The organism is Salinibacillus xinjiangensis, from assembly GCF_009649735.1.
Lineage (GTDB): Bacteria > Bacillota > Bacilli > Bacillales > Alkalibacillaceae > Salinibacillus > Salinibacillus xinjiangensis.
On sequence record NZ_WJNH01000011.1, the window covers coordinates 83138 to 105888 of the forward strand.

At 37.9% G+C, this 22751-nt stretch carries 23 protein-coding genes; 6 read left to right on the plus strand and 17 right to left on the minus strand.

Annotated features, from left to right (window positions below; translation table 11 throughout):
* Positions 1 to 51: 51 nt before the first annotated feature.
* Genes GH754_RS15575 through GH754_RS15585 form a run of 3 tightly spaced genes read left to right on the plus strand, consistent with a single transcriptional unit; the run spans position 52 to position 2528 of the window.
* Entirely contained in the window at positions 52 to 696 is a 645-nt protein-coding gene (locus GH754_RS15575) for a GNAT family N-acetyltransferase (RefSeq protein ID WP_153729611.1), read from the plus strand.
* Between the two features lie 12 nt (positions 697 to 708).
* Positions 709 to 1356, plus strand: a complete 648-nt coding sequence (locus tag GH754_RS15580; protein WP_153729612.1) for an acetoin utilization AcuB family protein — start codon at positions 709 to 711, stop codon at positions 1354 to 1356.
* Positions 1353 to 2528 (plus strand): acetoin utilization protein AcuC, encoded by a 1176-nt coding sequence (locus GH754_RS15585; protein WP_153729649.1) that lies wholly within the window; start codon positions 1353 to 1355, stop codon positions 2526 to 2528. The genes GH754_RS15580 and GH754_RS15585 overlap by 4 nt, the downstream gene beginning before the upstream one ends.
* 702 nt (positions 2529 to 3230) lie before the next feature.
* On the opposite strand, the gene motS is transcribed toward GH754_RS15585, so the two are convergent.
* From motS to GH754_RS15655, 14 genes are all read right to left on the minus strand, one after another.
* On the minus strand, positions 3231 to 4013 hold the full coding sequence (gene motS, locus GH754_RS15590; protein WP_153729613.1) for a flagellar motor protein MotS: 783 nt from the start codon (positions 4011 to 4013) through the stop codon (positions 3231 to 3233).
* Positions 4003 to 4836 carry a flagellar motor protein MotP gene (gene motP / locus GH754_RS15595; RefSeq protein ID WP_153729614.1) on the minus strand — a complete coding sequence of 278 codons (834 nt, stop codon included), beginning with the start codon at positions 4834 to 4836 and terminating at the stop codon, positions 4003 to 4005. Before motP ends, motS begins: the two co-directional genes overlap by 11 nt.
* Before the next feature lie 54 nt (positions 4837 to 4890).
* A complete protein-coding gene (ccpA, locus tag GH754_RS15600; protein WP_153729615.1) occupies positions 4891 to 5886 on the minus strand; it encodes a catabolite control protein A in 996 nt (331 codons plus the stop codon).
* Positions 5887 to 6133: 247 nt separating this feature from the next.
* Positions 6134 to 7201 carry a bifunctional 3-deoxy-7-phosphoheptulonate synthase/chorismate mutase gene (locus GH754_RS15605; RefSeq protein WP_323742062.1) on the minus strand — a complete coding sequence of 356 codons (1068 nt, stop codon included), beginning with the start codon at positions 7199 to 7201 and terminating at the stop codon, positions 6134 to 6136.
* A 161-nt stretch (positions 7202 to 7362) separates the two neighbouring features.
* Entirely contained in the window at positions 7363 to 7701 is a 339-nt protein-coding gene (ytxJ, locus tag GH754_RS15610; protein WP_153729616.1) for a bacillithiol system redox-active protein YtxJ, read from the minus strand.
* A 19-nt stretch (positions 7702 to 7720) separates the two neighbouring features.
* Positions 7721 to 8128 carry a YtxH domain-containing protein gene (locus GH754_RS15615; RefSeq protein WP_323742063.1) on the minus strand — a complete coding sequence of 136 codons (408 nt, stop codon included), beginning with the start codon at positions 8126 to 8128 and terminating at the stop codon, positions 7721 to 7723.
* A 26-nt stretch (positions 8129 to 8154) separates the two neighbouring features.
* On the minus strand, positions 8155 to 8559 hold the full coding sequence (locus GH754_RS15620) for a DUF948 domain-containing protein (protein ID WP_153729617.1): 405 nt from the start codon (positions 8557 to 8559) through the stop codon (positions 8155 to 8157).
* A 232-nt stretch (positions 8560 to 8791) separates the two neighbouring features.
* A complete protein-coding gene (gene murC / locus GH754_RS15625; protein WP_153729618.1) occupies positions 8792 to 10087 on the minus strand; it encodes a UDP-N-acetylmuramate--L-alanine ligase in 1296 nt (431 codons plus the stop codon).
* Positions 10088 to 10307: 220 nt separating this feature from the next.
* Positions 10308 to 11429 carry a nicotinate phosphoribosyltransferase gene (locus tag GH754_RS15630; RefSeq protein ID WP_153729619.1) on the minus strand — a complete coding sequence of 374 codons (1122 nt, stop codon included), beginning with the start codon at positions 11427 to 11429 and terminating at the stop codon, positions 10308 to 10310.
* A gap of 117 nt (positions 11430 to 11546) precedes the next feature.
* Positions 11547 to 13730 carry a DNA translocase FtsK gene (locus GH754_RS15635; RefSeq protein WP_153729620.1) on the minus strand — a complete coding sequence of 728 codons (2184 nt, stop codon included), beginning with the start codon at positions 13728 to 13730 and terminating at the stop codon, positions 11547 to 11549.
* A gap of 195 nt (positions 13731 to 13925) precedes the next feature.
* Entirely contained in the window at positions 13926 to 14531 is a 606-nt protein-coding gene (ytpR, locus tag GH754_RS15640) for a YtpR family tRNA-binding protein (RefSeq protein WP_153729621.1), read from the minus strand.
* Positions 14532 to 14547: 16 nt separating this feature from the next.
* Positions 14548 to 15357: a DUF1444 domain-containing protein gene (locus GH754_RS15645; protein WP_153729622.1), complete on the minus strand. Its 810-nt coding sequence runs from the start codon at positions 15355 to 15357 to the stop codon at positions 14548 to 14550.
* A gap of 190 nt (positions 15358 to 15547) precedes the next feature.
* Complete coding sequence (locus tag GH754_RS15650) at positions 15548 to 15889, minus strand: thioredoxin family protein (protein ID WP_153729623.1); 342 nt, start codon at positions 15887 to 15889, stop codon at positions 15548 to 15550.
* A complete protein-coding gene (locus GH754_RS15655; protein WP_153729624.1) occupies positions 15890 to 16918 on the minus strand; it encodes a PTS transporter subunit IIC in 1029 nt (342 codons plus the stop codon). It abuts the gene before it with no gap.
* Between the two features lie 150 nt (positions 16919 to 17068).
* On the opposite strand from GH754_RS15655, the gene GH754_RS15660 reads away from it, so the two are divergent.
* Positions 17069 to 19123, plus strand: coding sequence for a methyl-accepting chemotaxis protein (locus tag GH754_RS15660; protein WP_153729625.1), 2055 nt, complete (start codon positions 17069 to 17071; stop codon positions 19121 to 19123).
* Positions 19124 to 19170: 47 nt separating this feature from the next.
* Here the strand turns inward: GH754_RS15660 and GH754_RS15665 are convergent, their stop codons facing one another.
* Positions 19171 to 19698: a hypothetical protein gene (locus GH754_RS15665; protein WP_153729626.1), complete on the minus strand. Its 528-nt coding sequence runs from the start codon at positions 19696 to 19698 to the stop codon at positions 19171 to 19173.
* A 158-nt stretch (positions 19699 to 19856) separates the two neighbouring features.
* Between GH754_RS15665 and GH754_RS15670 the strand changes: the two genes are divergently transcribed.
* Positions 19857 to 20297 (plus strand): YtoQ family protein, encoded by a 441-nt coding sequence (locus tag GH754_RS15670; RefSeq protein WP_153729627.1) that lies wholly within the window; start codon positions 19857 to 19859, stop codon positions 20295 to 20297.
* A gap of 17 nt (positions 20298 to 20314) precedes the next feature.
* Here GH754_RS15670 and GH754_RS15675 read toward each other — a convergent pair whose 3' ends face one another.
* Together GH754_RS15675 and GH754_RS15680 are read right to left on the minus strand one after the other, a co-directional pair.
* The gene (locus GH754_RS15675) at positions 20315 to 20830 is read right to left on the minus strand and encodes a DUF84 family protein (RefSeq protein ID WP_153729628.1); all 516 of its coding nucleotides are present in this window, start codon (positions 20828 to 20830) and stop codon (positions 20315 to 20317) included.
* A gap of 24 nt (positions 20831 to 20854) precedes the next feature.
* The gene (locus GH754_RS15680) at positions 20855 to 21919 is read right to left on the minus strand and encodes a M42 family metallopeptidase (RefSeq protein ID WP_153729629.1); all 1065 of its coding nucleotides are present in this window, start codon (positions 21917 to 21919) and stop codon (positions 20855 to 20857) included.
* A 475-nt stretch (positions 21920 to 22394) separates the two neighbouring features.
* On the opposite strand from GH754_RS15680, the gene GH754_RS15685 reads away from it, so the two are divergent.
* Positions 22395 to 22715 (plus strand): PepSY domain-containing protein, encoded by a 321-nt coding sequence (locus GH754_RS15685; protein WP_194841379.1) that lies wholly within the window; start codon positions 22395 to 22397, stop codon positions 22713 to 22715.
* The last annotated feature ends 36 nt before the right edge of the window (positions 22716 to 22751 follow it).

Below are 22751 nucleotides of genomic sequence, written 5' to 3' on the forward strand. Positions count from 1 at the left end.
CATGTATAATGAAGGTGAATCAGATAATGATTAATGATTGGTGGTGTAGGAATGAAACATCAAAAAACTTATCATTCCACAACAATTAAAGCTGAAAAAGATACCATTACAATTGAGGGTCCGTTAACAGGACAGCAATTGTCACAATATAAATTTCATGAAGGTCTTAAAGCTTTCAGACCTCCTCAAAAGCAATTTGAAGCACTAATTGAAATTGCAGATTTTGAGGAAGGAAGAATACTAGTCGCCCGTACAAATGACACCATTATTGGATATGTCACCTATTTACATCCTGATCCTCTTGAAAGATGGTCCGAATTTAACATGGAAAATCTTATTGAGCTGGGGGCCATTGAGGTAGCAGCAGAATATCGATCCTATAAAATCGGATCAACGCTACTAAAGGTTTCCATGATGGATGATTACATGGAAAACTACATTATTCTTACAACAGAGTATTATTGGCATTGGGATTTAAAAGGAACAGGATTAAGTGTATGGGAATACCGGTATGTAATGGAAAAAATGATGGGTGCTGGTGGTTTAAAACCATTTCCAACGGATGACCCTGAAATTGGTTCCCACCCAGCTAACTGTTTATTAGCATACATTGGCAAAAACGTTCCACAGGAATCAATTGATCAATTTGAAGAATTACGTTTTCTAGGACGAAAACGAGAGTATAAATGGTTTTGAGGAGGGGTTGTCTTGTTAGTAGAAGAAGTCATGACGAGGGAAGTAATATCACTTCCTCCTAATGAAAAAATTGAAACCGCTTTAAGGCTTTTACACCAACACCATATTCGCCATATCCCCATTGTCAACGATGACCATGAAGTAATTGGAATCGTATCTGATCGCGATGTTCGAGATGCAAGCCCATCCATTTTTGAGGAAACAGCCCAACCAGCAGAGCTAGATAAAGAGCTTAAAACAATTATGTCTCATCCCGTTATCACGGTGCATCCATTAGACTTTGTTGAAGAAGTGGCAGGAATTTTTTATGAACATGAAATAGCTTGTGTACCCGTTACCCAAAACGATAAGCTTATTGGCATTATTACGGAAAAAGATGTCCTTTATACGCTAATCCAACTAACAGGAATTCACGAACAAAGCTCGCAAATTGAAATAAGAGTTGAAAATAAAATAGGTACACTACCAAAGGTCACTAATGTAATAGGAGAATATAAGCTTAATATTTCGTCTGTATTTATCTATCCTGATCAAAAAGATCCGAGTAAAAAGATCATTGTGTTTCGAATCCAAACGATGAATCCTATGCCTGTGATACAAGCACTTAACCAAAAAGGATATGAGGTACTGTGGCCGAACATACCTGGGATAACGGAATGAATTGTCACGCTGCATTTGTTTATTCAGACCAGTATGCCAAATATCATTTTCATGCCGATCATCCCTTCAATCAAAAGCGGGTACAGTTAACTTACGAATTATTAAAGGACACTGGATTCTTAACCGATGATCAGATTATTCAACCACGTATGGCTACAGACGAAGATCTTAGTTTGATTCACGACGAAAAGTATATTGAAGCCGTTAAGTTAGCAAATAAAGGTAAGCTTTCAAGTAAAAAAGGCTTAGAATTTGGGCTTGGAACAGAGGATACTCCTATTTTTAATTGCATGCACGAGGCAGCTTCTTTAATTGTAGGCGGTTCTTTACAGGCTGTTGATGCCGTTTTACAAGGGGAAGTAAAACATGCCCTCAACCTTGGTGGTGGCCTTCATCATGGATTTCAACGCAAAGCTTCTGGCTTTTGTATCTATAATGATGGAGCTATTGCCATTCAATACATTCGCAAGTTTTATAATTTAAGAGTTTTATATGTGGATACAGATGCACATCATGGCGATGGCGTACAGTGGGCTTTTTATGACGATCCTGATGTGTGCACCTTGTCCATCCATGAAACGGGTAGATACCTATTTCCGGGGACTGGTAATGTCAATGAGAGAGGATTAAAGGAAGGATATGGGTATTCCTTCAATATCCCTATTGATGCCTTTACAGAGGATGAATCCTTTCTAGAAGTATATGAAAAAGCCCTAAGACAGATTGTAGAGTATTTTAAACCTGATGTGATAGTTAGCCAAAATGGAGCTGATGCTCATGTTTATGATCCATTAACCCATTTATGTGGTTCCATGCAAATCTATGAGGCTATCCCTAAGCTTGCCCATGAATTAGCCCATGAATATTGTCATGGAAAATGGATCGCTATAGGTGGTGGAGGCTACGATATTTGGCGTGTCGTCCCACGTGCCTGGGCTCAAATATGGAAGGTAATGACAACCAACACACCGTTTACAGGTAAGTTACCTGCTCAATGGCTAGACAGGTATCAGCAAGAGTCGCCCGTAAAGCTTCCTCAGTTTTGGCATGATGAAGAAGGATTTTATAAGCCGATTCCAAGAAAAAGTGAAATTACAGAAAAGAATCATCAAAACTTAACGAAGTCTTTGCAATTTATAAAAAATTATCAGAATAACATATTGAACAATTAACGGCAGTTTTGTAAACGTCGCTGATATCTATAGTCTATTTCTTTACATTAGATGTAAAATGCGACGTAACTTTTGCGTGAATCGTTTCCAAATATCAATTTTGATGAGTGCGAAACCATCGCTACGGAAATACACTTCACTTTCACCCAAGGGCACAAGTGCGACATCTACTCAAACTCCCTTTGGTCGTTTTCATAGTGTCTTCTTTGCCGCGGGCGAGCGGTGAGCCTCCTCGCTAACGCTGCGGGGTCTCACCTGTCTCTTTGCTCCCACGAAGAACCGGACGTTCAAGTGTCGGTGCTCTGCCACTGGACGTGGCCGTTTTTAACCGACCAGGAGTCTCCGTGTATTTCCTCCGCTAAAAAGGGTGCCTCTTTCGTTTGTTTAACTGAACTATTGGTTAATCAAAAGCTTTTAACCATGCATTCATCAGAACACTCCAATAGTGGAGGCAGAATACGGAGACTCCTATGGGAAGAAGCGTGGTGAAGACCCCGCAGCTAGCGGTCTTTGCTTCCGAGGAGGCTGAGGCCGTGCCCATGGAAAGCGAAGTATTCTGACGAAACGGTATGCACTCAATATTCATCAGAACGATTCTTAAAAGTTTTAACTACGTCGCATTTTATATCTTTTTAGTAAAAAAAAGCAAAGATAAAAAAATGAAGAGCTAATTTGTTTTACTAGCTCTTCATTTCTATAAGATTAATGATCAGTCTCTAAAATTATGATTTCTACTCGGCGATTTTTCTGCCAGTTTTCCTCCGAATTATTTTCTGCTATCGGCCTTGTATCCGCATAACCGCTAGCTTGAAAACGATTTGGGGAAAGTGCCTCTACTGTCATGAAATAGCGAATGACACTACTAGCTCTAGCTCCAGATAGTTCCCAGTTTGAAGGGTAGCGATATGTTGAAATTGGTCTAGAATCAGTATGTCCTTCTACTTTGACATCATTAGGGATATTGTTTAATAGTTTTCCTACCTTATTTAGAAATGGCTTGCCTTCATCAATAATTTCAGCTTCACCTGATTCAAACAGAACCTTTTCCTGTAAGACTAAAACAACTCCTTGTTCAGTTCGATTAGCCGTTATCACATCATTTAATCCTTCATTGGTTAAAAATTGCTGTACCTCTTGAAGTAAGTCTTCTAGTGAAGGAGCTGTTTCCTGATTCTGTGACTCCATTTGCTGATCCTTTTCTTCATTAGTTCGTTCTGGTAGTTCATTGAGATTTTGTTGATTATCGTTATCTTCCCCATATTCCGATGGTTGGTCAGTTGGAACGATAGATGAATTAAAATCAAATATCACACGATCCCGATAGGAATCTGCTACTGCTTTAAATTTTTCAACATCGATTTGTGACATAGAGAATAATAGAATAAAAAATACCAGTACCAATGTAATCATATCAGCATAGGTCGTCATCCATTTTTGCGTCAGCGCCTCTTTCTTCCTACGTCGTCGCTTCCTTTTAAAGTCCATTTACAGACTCTCCCGCAAATTCAGCTTGCTCCTCTTCTTCCTCATCGACTAGTTCATTCTTTTCTTCATTAGAAAGGAAGGCACTAAGCTTTTCTTCGAGAATTTTAGGATTTTGACCAGACTGAACTCCGATAACACCTTCAATGACGATTTGCTTTAAAAACATTTCATCCTCTGTCTTATTTTCTAATTTACCTGCCATAGGGGTAAAGACCAAATTAGCAAGTAACGTACCATAAAAGGTAGTAAGTAGTGCTACTGCCATGCTTGGTCCGATTGTCTCGGGATTCGTTAAATTATTCAGCATTAATACCAGTCCAATAAGGGTACCAATCATCCCCCAGGCAGGTGCATACTCTCCAGCCTTTTGAATAATGGCTCTTCCTTTTTGGTGTCTTTCTTCTATCGCCACAATTTCGGCATTCATAATATCCTGAATAACCTCAGGTTCAATCCCATCTATAGCTAATAGAATCCCTTTTTTTATAAAAGGGTCCTCCACATCCTCAACTTCATTTTCTAATGCTAACAAACCCTCTCTTCTAGCCTTTTCAGACAATTGAACAAAGAGTTGTATCAGTTGTCGTAGGTTTGTATCGTTTTGTCGAAATGCTTCTTTAAAAACCTTAAAAGTTAGTTTCAATTCTCGCAGGCTAAAGTTAACTAAAATGGCTCCAATAAGCCCCCCGATAACAACAAGGATGGATGAAATTTGTATAAATGATGTGACACCACCTAATCCTCCGTTGGTGAAAATCCCAACAAAGACCATCGTTATGCCAACAAAAATGCCGATTGGTGTTAAAATATCTTTTCGTTTCATAAACTCTTTTCTCTCCCCAATAAAGACCTCTTACTACATATATCGGCAAAATTTTTATTTTGTTGAGTCTCTATCAATTAATCGGTGAGGAAGAATTACATTTTTTTCGTCAACCGTCTCTTTATTCATATACTTAGTTAACAGACGCATCGAAACAGCACCAATATCGTACATTGGCTGAACAACTGTCGTTAGGGTAGGACGAATCATTGTAGCTAAACGCGTGTTGTTAAAGCCAAATACTTCAATGTCATCTGGTACAGTCAATCCGCTATCCTGCGCACCATGAATAACACCAAGTGCCATTTCATCCGATGCTACAAAAATAGCCGTTGGTTTTCGCTCTAAATTTGCCAGTTTAGTAAATCCGTCAATTCCGGCTTGATATGTAAAATCGCCACGATAAATGAGTTCTTCATCAACTTCTTTTCCAGCATCCTGTAAAGCTCTCTTATACCCATTTATTTTTTGATTATTAATTTCTGTATCCACCGCTCCCGAAACAAATCCAATGCGGTCGTTTCCTTTTTCAATGAGGGTGCTCATGGCTTCGTATGAAGCTTCTTCATAGTTAATATTTACAGATGGAATTGTCATCGTAGGATCGACGGTAGCTGCAAGTACAACCGGTACTGGAGCAGATTCGAATTCTTTTATATGTTCTTCAGTAATTTCTCCGCCCATAAATACAATGCCATCCACTTGTTTGCCTAGCATCGTGTTGATCAAGTGTAGTTCTTTATTTTTATTTTGGTCAGAGTTGCTTAATATAATATTGTATTTATACATGGTTGCGATATCTTCAATTCCACGAGCTAACTCGGCAAAGAAAATACTTGAGATATCAGGAATTATGACACCAACTGTTGTCGTTTTCTTGCTCGCTAATCCTCTAGCGACGGCATTTGGTCTGTAGCCTAATCTTTCAATCGCTTCTAACACCTTAGTTCTTGTGGCAGGCTTCACGTTTGGATTTCCATTTACTACACGAGAAACAGTAGCCATCGATACATTGGCCTCTCGCGCCACATCATATATTGTTACATTCATTTATTTATTCCTCCTTAGATAGAGCCGTATCATTTTTTTATATAGTAATGATACGATACAATTTCCCAACAAGCAATGAAGAAAGACTATTGATGTATAATCATACACTATTTTATCGAAAATTTTCATATTCCATTCACAATTTGAGCGAAAAACAAGAATAAATGCTAAAAATAGGGGGGTCATAAAGGAATGCTAACTAAAAAAGTGTTTGTCTTGTTCGAGCAAGACAAACACTTTCTGGATATTATCGATTCATTTTCTTTAATTCTGCCATGAACTTTTCAAAGGTTGGGATATCCATTTGCTGTTGTGAATCAGATAAGGCTACAGCTGGATCTGGATGTACTTCCGCCATCACACCGTCAGCCCCAATCGCTACAGCTGCTTTAGCTGTTGGTAGAAGTAAATCACGACGGCCAGTGGAATGTGTGACGTCAACTAGTACTGGTAAATGTGTTTCTTGTTTTAGGATTGGAACAGCTGAGATATCTAGCGTATTACGAGTTGCCTTTTCATAGGTACGAATGCCTCGTTCACAGAGAATAATATTTTCATTGCCTCGTGAAATAATATATTCAGCAGCATTGATAAATTCTGAGATTTGAGCAGCTAAGCCTCTTTTTAATAATACTGGTTTTTGTACCGATCCTGCTGCCTTAAGCAATTCAAAGTTTTGCATGTTTCGGGCACCAATTTGAATCACATCAATATATTCACAAGCTTCTTCAATATCAGCTGGGCTTACAATTTCACTTACTACGGCTAAATCAAACTCATCGGCAACCTGCTTGAGAATTTTTAACCCTTCAATTCCTAGTCCTTGGAAATCATAAGGAGATGTACGAGGTTTAAAAGCACCACCTCTAAGCATCTTTAGTCCTTGGCTCTTGACTACCTTAGCAACTTCAGCCACTTGTTCGTAGCTTTCTACAGCACAAGGGCCCATGACATAATGTAGATTACCATCGCCAACAGTTTCACCTTTAATATTGACAACTGTATCCTCAGGCTTATTTTTTCTGGATACCAGTAATGCTTTTCTATGGTCATCCTCTTGTAATTCAAGTGCCATTTTAAATATTTCTTTAAACAAATGTTCAATTGTTGAATATTCAAAAGGACCGTTATGTTCTTCCAAAATTTTATTCAACATGTCTCTCTCACGTACAGGGTCAAAACGATTCATACCATGCTTTTCTTTCACTTCACCAATTTGTTGTACGAGTTGACCTCTTCTGTTAATTAAAGATAAGAGATCTAAGTTTACCTGGTCTAGTTCTGCTCTCAACTTGTCTAATTGTTCATTGCTCACGATTAATCCTCCCACCTTCTGTTAAACTATAACTCAACTATTCTAATAAATAATTAGCAACTATTATAACGAATCTTTTGCTTATTGTCATTACTGTATTTTAAATTTTCGTATTTTTCTACTAAGAAGATAGAAAAAAAGAGCCCATTTGATTTGGACTCTTATTGCGCAGCTTTGCTTTGCTGTACTTCATTTAAGGCTTTTTCGGTTACATCCCAATGTGATGCATTCCAAACGATTTTATTATGATCAAAAAGTAATGCCTGTGGTGATTCGTGCTTAACCTCGTAGGTATCCGCAATATCATTTGATAATGGTCGTGCTTCCTGAACATGTAGAATGTAGGAAGGGCACTCACTATTTTGCGCAAATGATTCAAACTGTTGCTTTGCCTCGGCACTAATCGGACATGTTAGGCTATGTTTAAGTAAAAAGAATTGCTCATGCTCCTGTATAACTTTTTCTAAATCACTTTTATTTTCTAGTACTTGTAGACTCATGCTAATCCACCTTCAAAAATTACTGTTTTTCTAAATCTTCAGCTGCTTCCTCAATCATATTAGCTACGTCATCATCATTTTGATTGTCACGTAGCTTTGTCACCTTATCCTGGATTTGATCCTTTGTATCTTTTACACGCTCACTAAAGTCCTTTGTTTTCTCGGATAGGTTAGATGAAATTTGATCCGTTTTTTCACGTGCTATTTGACGCCACTCTGTTCCCTTCTCATAAGCAACATCCTTCCATTCGCCAGCACGCTCACGAACTTGATGGGCACCCTCATTTAGATCATGGCGTAGTTCTTTACCAGATTTAGGGGCAAGTAAAAGCGCTGCAGAGGCTCCAACAATACCTCCGATTAATGTCCCAAGTAAAAAGTCTTTGCTATTAATGTTTTCATTCTGATTTTTTTCTTCTCTACTCACAATAACTCCTCCTTAAAATGAAAATTTTATTTTTTATATCTTTTCCACAAATCTAATATAGCTTGTCCCCATTTAACGGCTTGTGCTGCATTTTCTTTGTTTTGCTCAGATTCCTTAATAATCTCATTCGATAGCTTTTGAATGGATCCATTAAATTGCTTAACAGAATCGCCAACGCCGTGTATTCCTTCGACAAGATTGTTTAGTTTTTGCGATTTTTCCTGAACATCCTCAGCTAGCTTATTCGTTTTGTTTAAAAGGGCTGTAGTTTCTGTTGTAATTCCTTGCATTTGTTTTTCAAAGCCCTCTAATGTATCGGCAACATTATCTAAAGTACGTCTCGTTGCTTTTAATGTACCTGCTAGATAAATCACCAATACTAAAAAGGCAACAGCAGCAATGATAGCTGCAATATAAAGTAGGACCTCCATTCTGCCCACTCAACTCCTTATTATGTATTTTACAATCTCCACTTTAAATATTTATTATATTAAATCTATACCCATAAACAACTTTCGTCAAACAATAGCAAAATTCCTACCTATCATTATGTACAAATTATGTCTTATTTATGATTAGAAATACACGACTGTCTTTAGTTTAATCCTTAAGTGCAAAAAAGTCGCTCATCATTTATAATGAGCGACTTTTTATTACCAGATTTTACTTTAACTCCTCATACGCCTCCTGGTACTTCTGAACATCTCCTGCTCCCATAAAGATTAATACACTGTTTGGATGCTCTTTGAGCACCTCAGTGTGGTCGAGTTCGAGGAGATGAGCACCTTCAATTTTATTTTGAAGATCTTTGATAGTTAAATTTCCGGACTTTTCTCTTGCTGAGCTAAAAATATCACAAAGATAGATTTTGTCTGCTATCCGTAAGCTTTCAGCAAATTCTTCTAAAAAGGTTTTCGTTCTTGTAAACGTATGCGGTTGGAAAATGGCTACAATCTCTTTATTTGCATACTTTTTTCGTGCTGAATCAATGGTGGCTTCGATTTCTTTAGGGTGGTGAGCATAATCGTCAATTAATATTTGACCATCTTCCCATTCCTTTTCGGTAAAACGGCGCTTTACACCACCAAACGTTTTTAAAGTTTTAATGTCATCTGAATTGATGCCCTCATAATCACACAAAGCAATAACAGATAAAGCATTTAACACGTTATGGGTTCCATATGATGAAATCTCAAATGTGTCATAAAAGGTATTTCGAACAAACACATCAAATACGGTTCCGTTTTCCGTTTCCTTCACATTTTTCGCTTGAAAGTCATTGTCTTCAGCTAGGCCATAGTATACGACGGGTACCTTCGGTTGAATATGCTGTAGCTCTTCGTCATCCCCGCAAGCAATGATTCCCTTTTTCACATTCATCGCCATCTCTTGAAAAGCATCGAAAACGTCCTCAACACTTGTGAAATAATCAGGGTGGTCAAAATCAATGTTCGTCATAATTGCATAATCTGGTTGATACGATAAAAAGTGTCTACGATATTCGCAGGCTTCGAACACAAAGTATTTACTATCTTCATGACCAGACCCTGTACCATCACCAATTAAATATGAAGTAGGCTTCACTTGCTGGAGTACATGGGCAAGTAATCCGGTCGTTGAGGTTTTTCCATGTGACCCAGTAACAGCAATACTTACGTAGTTGTTAATCCATTCTCCAAGGAAATCGTGATAACGATAAAATGGTAATTCCAATTCCTTTGCTTTTTTAATTTCTTCATGCTCATCTGGAAAAGCATTTCCAGCAATGATAGTTAATCCATCATGAATATTTTCTTCTGAAAATGTCATCATAGGAATGTTACGTTCCTCAAGTGCCTCTTGTGTAAAAAAATGCTTAGCTACATCAGACCCCTGCACTTTTTCACCTGCATCATGAAGAATTTGTGCTAATGCACTCATTCCAGTCCCTTTTATACCAATGAAGTGGTAAGTAGTCATAAACTTGAACCTCCACATACTCTCATTCTAATGTACTATATGTATTTTCTAGACCACTTGCTATTTCGAAACGCAATAAATTATTGTATGTTTTCATGCTTTAGCGGAATGAATCTTTATAAAGTATATCAAATTCATAGCCAAGAGTGAATGAAATATTTTTTGGATCTAAAATAGTGTCGGCAGAACCCTTGTCGATGGACAAGGGTTCTTCCTCACATTATTCAATTTCATAATTACGCACATAATCAACCTTCTCTAAGCGCGGATTTGGACGTAGCCTACGTCCTTCCTTTGCTTCAGGTTTTCCGTTTAACAAGACATTGTCACCAGTAAATCCAATATTCATCGTTAGTAGGTTTCTCCCTACCCCGTACATATCGACAGGAACATTATCTTCCTCAAATCGACGAATTCTCTCCTCATTAAAACCACCGCTTGCCATGATATTGACATGCTCAAACCCTTCATCGTCTAAAGCGCGTCTTAAAGCAAAGATTAGTTCCGGATTAACTCCTCTAGGGTCAAAGGTTCCCATAAGATGAGGATTACGGAAAAAATATTTATCTACAAGGGTACGTGAGGTGTCCAGTCGCACTCCTTTTAACTCTTCCCCAAATTCCCTAGCTACCTTTAAGGAGTCAGTAACCACATCATTATTGTAATCCACTAAAGCGACTAAATCATCCTTAGGAAAGGTCTTCTGATAGGCACGTGTTGCTGCTACAATATCTCCTCTAAACATTTGAATGAGAGCATGTGGCATTGTGCCCATACCTTCCTTCCCCCACCATTCATTCATGGCATGAGTGGCTTGGGCAGTAGAACCCCCGATATAGGCAGCATAACCATCCCCAGCTTGTTGGGTATAGTGATCATCACGATCGCCCATAAAAATAACTGGCTTTTGCTTTCCAGATGTACGGGCGGCCTTCACAACATTATAAACATTCGTTGCAACCGAAGTTCTTCTGGCTAGAATTCCATCAATAATTCCTTCTAAATATCCAAAGCTTTGATATGGCCCTTCAATCGTTAATACGGTTTCAAATGGACTTACCTTATCTCCGTCCTTTAACGAATATATTTCTAAATCCTCTGGGTTGTCAGCAAATGTATGAACGAGCGCAATCGCTTCATCAGTACCACACAAAACAGCATCATTCTTTTGAAAAAACTGTATCTTCACTTGGTTATCAGGTATTTCTTTTTCAACAATGTCTTTTGTCTTCAAAAAATATACTGCTGAAAACCAACCTTCTCCAACACGTTCATCAAATTTAAAGGTTTTATTTGTTAGCCTACTTATTTTCCCCTTCATTTTAAGCTCAATTTCCTTCATTTCTAATCCCTCTTTAAATGTATTTGCTGTCCATACGAACTGGAGGCTTCATCCAACATATTGTAACATAAGCAGATGAAATGAATAAGCCTTATTCTTCTTCGTGACTCCTTGTCTTTATTTATCTCCTAGTTGGAGCATTTCATGAACCTGATCTCGACTAAGTAATACCTCTCTAGGCTTACTTCCATTTTGACCAGAGATTAAGCCTATCTCTTCAAGACGATCGATCATGCGAGCTGCACGATTATAGCCTATGCTGAACTTCCTTTGGAGTAAGGAAGTGCTGGCACGTCCATCTTCAACAACAAGCTCAATCGCATCCTGCAATAATTCATCCTCATATTCCTCTATGGATGCCTGTTGAATTAAATCCTCTTGCTCAAATAAATATTGCGGTGGAGCAAGCTTCTTAACGTAGTTTGTAACTCTTTCTACCTCTTCATCCGAAACAAAAGCCCCCTGAATACGTCTCGTTTTTTGAGCGCCATTGCCTAAGAAGAGCATGTCTCCTTTTCCTAACAGCTTGTCCGCTCCATTCATATCGATAATGGTACGTGAATCTACCTGGGAAGAAACACTAAAGGCAATTCTGGTTGGAACGTTGGCTTTAATTAAGCCCGTTATTACATCTACAGATGGTCGTTGTGTAGCAATTAATAAATGTATGCCACAGGCTCTAGCTTTTTGAGCAATACGACTAATGGCATCCTCTACATCTTGAGGAGCTGCCATCATTAAGTCGGCCAACTCATCGATGACAATAATGATATAGGGCATTTTTTCTTCATGGCGATTGGCTTGCTTTATTTTTTCATTAAAGCGATCAATATCTCTTACTCCCTCTCGAGCAAATATGGAGTAACGATTCTCCATTTCTTCTACAGCCCATTTTAACGATGCAGTAGCTGCTTTTACATCCGTAATCACAGGCGATACTAAATGTGGAATTTGATTATATGGAGCTAACTCCACTACTTTCGGGTCAATAAGTAGAAATTTCACATCTTTATAAGATGCTCTATACAATAAACTGACTAAAATCGTATTGATACATACACTTTTCCCAGACCCCGTAGCTCCAGCAATTAACCCATGGGGCATTTTCTTTAAATCAGTAACAACTGTTTCACCCTCTATGTCCAGCCCCAAACCAACAGCTAAGCTGGATGAATGATTGCGAAACGACTCATTTTTTAATATTTCTTGCATGGAGACCATGGTAGGATGTGGGTTTGGAACCTCGATACCTATTGCACTTTTTCCGGGAATCGGAGCCTCCATACGAATATCCGCTGCTGCTAAATTAAGCTTTATATCGTCAGTTAAATTAGTGAACTTATTCACTTTCACCCCTATATCAGGCTGGACTTCAAATCTGGTTACAGACGGACCACGTTTCACATCGGTAACCTTTGCTTTCACATTAAATTGATCTAGTGTTGTTTCGAGTTTACGTTGCTGTCCTACTAGCCACTCTTCATTGGTCGTAGCTTCATTCGCTATATCATTTAATAAGTGAAGAGGTGGATAGGTAGGATTATCTGGTTTGGTCTTTGGTTTATTTTGATTCAACCTTCTTTTATCCCCTGGTGTCATCATCACATTATAGGGCTTATCTGTCCTAGGCTTGGATGTGAATTGAAATTCCTGCTTTGTCTCTTGCTTCGTCTCTTCAGATTTATGCTCCTGAACTGGCTCTTCTTGTATCTTTTTTCCCTTTTGATGTATGGGTTCCTCTTGCAGTATTTCTTTTTTTGCCCTGGTTTGAAAGGGGATTACTTTTTCATGATAATCCTCTTCTGAATTTTTATTTTCACCTTTCTGTCTAGTTATCCTAGGTTCAGGTGAAGAAGTCTGCTCAGATGTTTGTTCTGTTTTTAGGGTTGTATTCCTCTTGCGTAAATATGTCGGAATATCATTTATCGAATGTTCATCCTCTTCTGGCTTTCTCTGCTGAAATCCATATATAGGGGAAGGGACCTCTGTTGGACGAAATGACTTCTTTTCTTCCATTGTAGTCTCGACTTTATATGTAGATTTAGGTTCGTCTCTCTCCATGGTCTTCGGCTCTCTTGATGGCTTAGGTGCCTTAGGTCGCTCATAATCCTTCATAATAGGAAAAGGATAGGAATCTTGATTTGGGTATTGAAAAGACATTTTGGTATGTACGGATTGTGAGCCAAAAGATTGTGACTTAGAATCCTGCTGAATGGATCGATTTTTAGGCGGTTGCATAGATTGGACTTCTTCATCTTCTGAAAAAATCTCCTTTAACCATTGTTTCAATCGATATAACATAGCTGTATCACTCTTTCCTTATAAAAATTTAGCCCGGCCAAAACAAACATAATTCTATTATACGTGACATCTGATTACTTTTGTATACTGGAAAACATGAATTTCTCCCGTAATCGTGAAAATCAATGCTCATACACTTCAATTCGACTTTCCTATAGTATAAAAAAAACCGCTATATAAGCGGCTTTTAGATAATTAAAATTCAAACGGTTTTCCAACATCGTACTCATCATCTAGCACTAGGATTCCTTTTTCCTTTGGGGCATCAGGCAAATCCAATTCTTTTGCTGAGCAAATCATACCTGATGAGGGAACTCCTCTTAGCTTGGCATCCTTAATAATCATCCCACTCGGCATAGTTGCTCCTGGCTTTGCCACCACAACCTTTTGTCCTTGCTCAACATTGGGAGCTCCACAGACAATTTGCAGCACTTCATCGCCAACATCCACCTGACAAACACTTAACTTGTCCGCATTCTCATGCTGCTCTTTTTCCTTTACAAAACCAACAACAAACTTAGGAGAGAGGTCCACATCTAATTGGTCATCCAATTGATTTTGAGAAAAGACATCTTGAATACTCTCTACCCAATCTTCAGTCAATTTAATGGGTCCCTCTTCTGTTATATTAAAGTAATTAGACGCCTGAAAAATGTTGTAGCCTAACGTTTTGTTTGTGTCTTTAGCCGCGATTTTCACGACATCCCCATTCTTAGATGAGCTTAGATTGTTGCGTTCTCCCTGTTCTAGGGTAACGATTAATACATCACCGATACCTTTTTGATTATAAAACAATTGCATGAAAAACAACCCCTTTTTACTTATCTTCACGTTTTTTATTTTTAGCAAGAATAAAAATTGGTTCTAATTTTTTATCTTCGTATAGGAATGAAAGAGAGGTAATCGGTATTCGACCCTCTGCAAAAAACTGCATCGTCATTTGAGCCAAAACATCGTATCCTGTTGGGTTTTTAATGTCAGCTAAAATCAAGACATCTTGATGCGGAACTGCTAAAGCTAGCTCCCCTTCTGTATTGGCCATCATTTCCTCCAAAAATGCCTCATTTAAAATACGACTTGCATCGTAGCCGTCATTTGGTGCAACAAAGTAAAATGTATTTCCTGCGACCTCATCCTTTTTGTAATCGGTTGGTAAGGAGCGCAAATTAAATTTTGCTACTTCCATCAAACGTTCCTCTGTCCACCCCTCCGACTTTAATAACTCCTCGTCAATTAAACGATAGGATTTTCCAAGGTCTAATGCATAATAAATACGTGTTTCAGCGGTATGTTCACGATAAATTAAACGCTTTTTACTCTTCGTTTCAGTTGGGAAGGAAGTAGAACGAATGACAGGAAAAATATTCTTTTCCTTTCCGGATAACTCCTGCTTCTCTTGCATGATTCTTAAGGCTTCATGAATATGCTCAGAAAGCTCCTTTAAAGCCTCTTCTTTCCTTGCTTCCCATTTAGAAATAACACCTGGTAAAGAAATATTTACACCCATTTTGGTATCTTTCCATTCCACTCGAAAGCTATCTTTATCCCGGTCAAAGGAAGTATTCCAATCCGGATTATCAAACAAATCCTCTAATTTTCTCTTCATCTGAATACTCGTCATTTTCATTATATCAAATCCTCCTATATACAAAGCACATGTGCACTCGTTAGGAATGTTTTATCCTCATCTAAACAAACTACCCAATATTTTATCATGAACCTGAAAAATAAGGAAATAAAGCAGTTTTTCGTTTTAACACAAAAACATCCTTTGCCCTAAATTGACAAAGGATGTTTTATTTAAGAATGAATCAATATTATTTATGAGTGCTTTCTAATTTTGCTTGTACACCATTTAAAAAGTCTTCAATTTCTTCTCTCGTCTTACGGTCCTTGCTAATAAAACGATCCACTACCTCGCCATCCGCTAGTGCCACAAAGCTTGGGATACCAAACACATTATAATTAGCACATAGATCAATAAACTGATCACGGTCCACGTAGACAAACATAAAGTCTTCACGATATTTCTCTTCTATTTCCGGCATAAATGGATCGATAAAACGGCAATCAGGGCACCAATCCGCTGAGAATAATAAAATGACGTTGCCGCTTTTAAAGTCTGTTTGTAGTTGTTGTTCTGATTTTAATGTAATCATTTATTTTCCTCCTTCACCTAAGGTCAATTTCATGTCTCCGAATTTGATCCAACCTTGTTTACGGAACAACTCTGATAGTACCAAACTTATTAGCGCGGGACTAATGATATGCAATGACATTATTAACCATAATGTATCCCAGGATATCCCCATTGTTTGAAATGTCATGATTTGCCCTACAAGTCCACTTGTTCCCATACCCGCACCGGCAGGATTGTTCTCTAACTGAAATAGGACTGTTGAGAAAGGAGCTAAAACCATACCTGATATTGTGGGGGGCAATAGTATGAGCGGATTCTTGATCACATTTCCAATTTGAAGCATGGACGTTCCGATTCCTTGTGCTACCAAACCTCCAAAACCATTTTCTCGGTAACTGCTGATGGCAAAACCAATCATTTGCGCCGAACACCCAATAGTAGCAGCACCTGCAGCCAGTCCATCAAGCTCAAGCATAATCGCAATAGCCACACTTGAGATTGGTGCAGTCAAAGCAAGTCCCATAAGAAGCGCTACTAAAACCCCCATTATAAAAGGACGCTGATTGGTTGCCCATTCAATCGTATCTCCAAAACCACTTAAAAATACTTGTATGTAAGTCCCAAATATGGAGCCCGTCATAAAGCCTATTAAAATGGTTATAAATGGAGTTACGATAATATCTAATTTTGTTTCTCCACTAACTATTTTACCGAATTCAATCGAAAATAATGCAGCAATGTAGCTCGCTGCTGGTCCTCCCATTTCAGCTCCAAATGCTCCACTAAATAAAGCAGCAAACATTACAAGAGGAGGCGCTTTTAAACCATACGCAATCGCTACCCCGATTGCTCCTCCCATTACCTTGGCATCCATGGCAAAACTTCCCATTTCAATCAAAGGGGCATACTGTAGCACCTTCCCTAACGTTTGGATAATAACGCCAATAATTAAAGAGGAAAAAAGTCCTAAAGCCATATAACTTAATGCTGTAATCACATATTCTCTTATTGAAAGTGTAATCCCCTTCCGATTAAAAAAAGCCCGCATTTTCTTCTCTCCAATCTGACAAATTATTTAATACTAACGATTTGCCGATAATTGATTGTCTTTCAAACCAATTATTTCTATAATAAACATATACAAGTTTTCTACAAAATTCATTATTTTTTTCATTTTACATTTTAAAGGTGGGACAAAATGAGGACTATTAAAGGAAAGATTCGTTTTATTTTAACATTAGCTATAATAAGTTTAGCAGTCATCGTAACTTTGTCGATTTATTTTTTCAATGAGCAAAGTAAGATGACAGTTGAGATGCGTGAAATTCAAACAGCTCTAACACAAAGTGAAGACTTAAAGTATCAAATGTTACAGGCACGCTATCAGGAAAGAATTTTTATGAACGATCCATCAGAAGAACGAGCTAAAAACTTAATAACCGCTGTTGATTCAATTCGTGAAAATGCCAACGAATATAAAGAGTTACAACAGGACCATGAAAGCATATCAAATAGCTTTGAAAAAATTATTGAACATATCGATACATATAAAAATGAACTATCAACCATTATTGACCTCCAAAGGGAAATTGGATTCAGTGAAAATAGTGGGCAATATCAAACTGTGACAGAGGCTTACAGCAATACATATAATCTGTTAAGAGATTTTGATAATACTGAATACACACAAATCTTATTATCGATGAGAATGAATGAATCCAAGTATGTGGAAAGCGGAGTCGACAGTAACTTAAACAGCTTTAATTCTCAAATGAGGTCTTTATCCACATCCCTCGAGGAGTTACCAAATATTCCCACTGAACAGTTGGAAGAAATTAATTCTGAATTAACCCATTATAAAGATTCAATTGTTAGTATTCGCGAAAATATTGAAACAACCGAACAATTGTCAAGTGAATTGAATAAATTAACCGCTAATATTGACACTGAGGTCAAGAATATAAACGATTTGACTACAGATCAAAGTAACAACATGATTCAACAGCAAGAACAGTCTCAAGAATTTATTTCAACGCTTTTTATTGTAATCGGGATTGCCACTTTATTTATTATCCTCATTATGGGCATTATTCTTAACCGTAAGATTATTCAATCTATCAACCGGTTAAAACAGGGAGCCAATCACTTAGAAAGCGGAAACCTTTCCCACCGAGTTGAGGTAACAGGAAAGGATGAAATGGCTGAGTTGGCAAGTTCCTTTAATAATATGGCGGATAAAATGAACCATTCCTTAGTCAAAGTCTTAGAGGCTTCTAATGTTCTTGGAGACTCTTCCAAAAATCTAACGACCATTTCAGAACAGTCTTCGTTACAAACAAATGAAGTAGCAGAAGCTATTAATCAAGTCGCAGTTGGTTCTCAAGAACAAGCTAGTCAAATTGAAGACAGCACTAGATTAATCGATGGTGTTTCACAAGCGATTGAGAAAACGAAGAATGCTAATCAGAAAATCATACACGAGTTAAAGCTCGCTGAACAAGATAGTAAGTCAGGAATTGAAAAGGTAAAATTGCTAGAAGAAACGTCTAATGACTTTATTCAATTGGCTAATCATCTAACAAAAGAGGTCATTGAGGCAACAGAGCAATCGAAAAAAATTAATCAAATTGTTTCCACAATACAAGAGATTGCAGATAATACAAATCTACTAGCATTGAATGCTGCAATTGAATCTGCAAGAGCAGGAGAAAACGGTAGAGGCTTTGCTGTTGTTGCTGATGAAGTACGAAAATTAGCTGAACGTTCTAAAGCTGAGGCAGCTGAAATCTATCAATTAATTAACAACATGACATCACAAATGGAATCTCTGTCTAGGGATGCCAATCAGTTTAACGAGTATCAACAGGAACAATCAGATTCTGTCATCGAAACCAAAAACGCTTTTTCTAACATTACAAAGCACGTTTATGATGTGAATGATAAAATGAGAGATGTGAACGATTCAGTTGATGAAATGAGTAGTGCAAATCAAAATCTAAATGAAAAAATTCAAGAAATCAGTGTAATTTCTGAAGAGGCTGTGGCCACTACTGAAGAGGTTGCCGCATCAAGTGAGCATCAAACGGAAACAATTGAACAGCTAAATGAAGCTGCCGTTCATCTACACGCTCTTTCCCAGGAATTAGAAGCAGAGGTAGGCGAATTCACACTTAAAGATGAAAACATTCAAGAAGATGATGATGAAGTTGATAGCTCTAAAGAACTAGAAAACGAAGAAGACATCAATAACTAAAAAGAGGGGCTTCCATTTGAATAGTTAGTGGAAGTCCCTCTTCTTCTTTAAGGATTTTCTATTTTAGCAGATTTTACGATATTCATCATTTTTTTGGCTTCGTCAGCTAATGAATCCTTGGTCGTGAGTGTGGTCAATTTGATACCACCGATACCAACCTGTATTTCATAATGTTCCTCTTTTGAATTAGGGAATACCGCAATAAATCCAAACCGACCTTCCTGTTCAAAGGATTCTAAAAGAAGTCCATCCTCACGGGCCTGTATTCCTTCAAATAAATGCTTACTGTCTTCACCTTCAAATTGGTTATAGAAAAGCAAATAATCCTGACCCTCTTCTTCTAAAAAGACATTATTATTTGAACTCCCATCAATCTCCATTTGACCTGGAAGATGTAACGAGATCACATCTATCGTTTGGTTTACCTCTGCTTTTTCCTTATTAAATTCAGTTTCAGCTTCCTCCAACGCATTCTCAAGTGCCTTTTCCTCTGATAAGAAGCAACCACTAAGAATGAAAATGAGTCCTATACTAATGCCCAATACTAAATAGCGTTTCATACGATTGATATTCACTACTTTCCACTCCTGACTTTATATTTTGAAATTTATATAAACTATAAAAAGAATTATATTTTTTCTAGTTCTATTATAATAATACTATGGATATAAGATTTGACAAGTGGTACCAAAAAAAGGATGATAATGATAGCAAAAAAAGTAGGAGGGATACTATGGATTTAATTGTTTATTTAGCCGGGGAAATTCATACTAGCTGGCGAGAAGAGTTAAAACGAAAGGCGGTAGAAAGGGAATTACCACTTTCCTTCGTTGGCCCGCAGGAAAATCATGACTTATCCGATGATATCGGGGAAAACATTTTAGGAACTCAACCAAACAATGTCATCAAAGACGATGCTGCTTCAAGTGTGAATAATTTACGTACTCAAGTTTTGATGCAAAAATCTGATGTCGTAATCGCTTTATTTGGTGAAAAGTATAAACAGTGGAATACAGCTATGGATGCAAGTGCTGCGATTACGCTTAACAAACCATTAATTTTAATTCGTCCTGATTCCTTAGTTCATCCCCTTAAAGAGCTATCTAACCGTGCCAATATAACAGTTGAAACGGTTGATCAAGCATTGGAAGTATTAGCATATATATATGAATAAAGTAGTAAAACGGATGGCTATTCGGCCATCCGTTTTTGTGTAAATTCATATTGGCCTTTTAGAAGTGTTACAACATGGGAAAACATCGCCTGACGGTCAACCAGTTGATTTGTAAATACCCCGATTGCTCCTTCTTTTTTACGTATTCCCTGCTGCTGTGTATATTCTTCCATAATATCGCCCAGCTCTTTACCTTTAACAAGACCATTTGCTACTTCTTCAGGTAAAGGAATTGATGCTCCTGCAGCCGTAAATTCATTTCCCTCTTCATCAACTAAAGAGCCCCAATTACATAAATAAATTTGTCCGGAAAGCTCAGTCACGCCACCTTCTAATCCTATTCCCATAACACCTTTTTTCGTTTGGGCGCATTCCCTTGCTCGATTAATTGCACCTTCCAGGGTTTCTTCATGAGAAAAAGGCTGTGATGATACTTGAGATGCTACTTCAATACCATCAATTTTGGCGTGTGGAAAGATAGCTTGTACTGCATTGATTTTGGCAGGGTTTCTTGAACCGACTAGTATATTCATGGTATCATCATCCCTTTTCTAAACTTATCTCTTTTTAATACTATCCACTGTGCTTTGATCAGCAGTTTTGACAAGATTTACAATTAATTCCTTAGCAGCTGCATAATCATCTACGTGAACAATGGATGCATGTGTATGAATATATCGTGAACAAACACCAATGACGGCTGAAGGAATACCATTGTTACTAATATGTACCCTTCCTGCATCTGTACCGCCTTGAGAGATGAAATATTGATAAGGAACATTATTCGTTTCAGCTGTATCCAGAATAAAATCACGCATGCCATGATGAGTAATCATTGAGCGGTCAAAAATTCGTAGTAAGGCTCCTTTACCCAGCTGACCAAATTCCTTATCATCACCTGACATATCATTAGCAGGAGATGCATCGAGAGCGAAGAAAAGATCAGGTTGAATCATATTAGCCGCAACCTGCGCTCCTCTTAAGCCAACCTCTTCTTGAACTGTTGCACCAGAATATAGTTCGTTTGGAAGGTCCACACCTTGCAATTCCTTTAAAAGCTCAACGGACAGTCCGCAGCCATAGCGATTATCCCAGGCTTTAGCCAAGATTTTCTTATCGTTGGCCATAGGGGTAAATGGGCAAATAGGAACGATGGACTGGCCTGGTTTAATTCCAATCTGTTTCGCATCTTCCTCATCATCAGCTCCAATATCAATCATCATATTCTTTATCTCCATTGGCTTCTTTCGTTGTTCTTCAGTTAGATTATGAGGTGGAATGGATCCAATAACTCCAGTTACAGGACCATTATCTGTTATAATTTGCACTCGTTGTGCAAGTAGAACCTGACTCCACCAGCCACCTAGTGTTTGAAAACGAATCATGCCGTTTTTCGTAATCTGAGTCACCATAAAACCAACTTCATCCATATGGCCAGCTACCATGATTCTTGGGCCATTCCCTTTTCTTACACCAAATACCCCGCCTAAATTGTCTTGTACAATCTCATCAGAATATTTGCCAAGTTCTTGTTTCATAAATTTTCTAACTTGATGCTCGTTACCAGGTGCACCTGGTAATTCAGTTAATGTCTTGAATAATTCAAGGGTTTCATTGTTCATTATGTATCAACTCCATCCAATAGTCATCCTCTTCATTTTATCGAAACTATCTTAATCTTTCCAATTATATTTTTTAGAATGCTCTTATTGTTTACGACTATAAAGATATAAAATGCGACATTGTTAGACTCATTAGTGTTGCTAAGCCGTTCTGAATAATATTGAGTGCATGCAAACCGTTCCGGCAGAATACTGCGCTTTCTATGGGCACGGCCTCAGTAAATTTTTGATAGTAGAAGAAAAAACCGCTTCCTGCGGGGCCTTCACCACGCTTCCTCCCATAGGAGTCACCGTATTCTGCCTCCACTATAGGAGTGTTCTGATGAATGCATGGTTAAAAGCTTTTGTTTTCCCAATAGTTCAGCTCTAAGACCAATTTTGTGCACGCATATTTTTAGAATTCCCAATGCTTAATGCTAAAATCCCAATTTTTAGTTATACTAAATATAACAGATATCGAACGGGGAGTGGTAATATGCGTATGAGAAATTTGCTAATTGGGTTAGGCCTTGGTACTGTAGTTGGACTGGCAGTAGGGAGAAATTTACCTCAAGAAAAAATTGCACCTGAAAAGGTATTAAATATGGTTAAACGTAAATTCAAGCAATCAGGAGACATAACAGGGTCATGGATTTACATGAGACCTGAACCACTTATGAGGGAGAGCCTACATGACCAGGTATACCATGGAGGGATTTCACGAGACATCGATGGTGAAAACGTTCAGTATGAATTTTATGCCGATGCGCGAACTGGAACCATAATTGACGTTGCAAAGGTAAATGTAAATTCATAGTTATAAAATTCCCCTTGTCATTGGCTGACAAGGGGA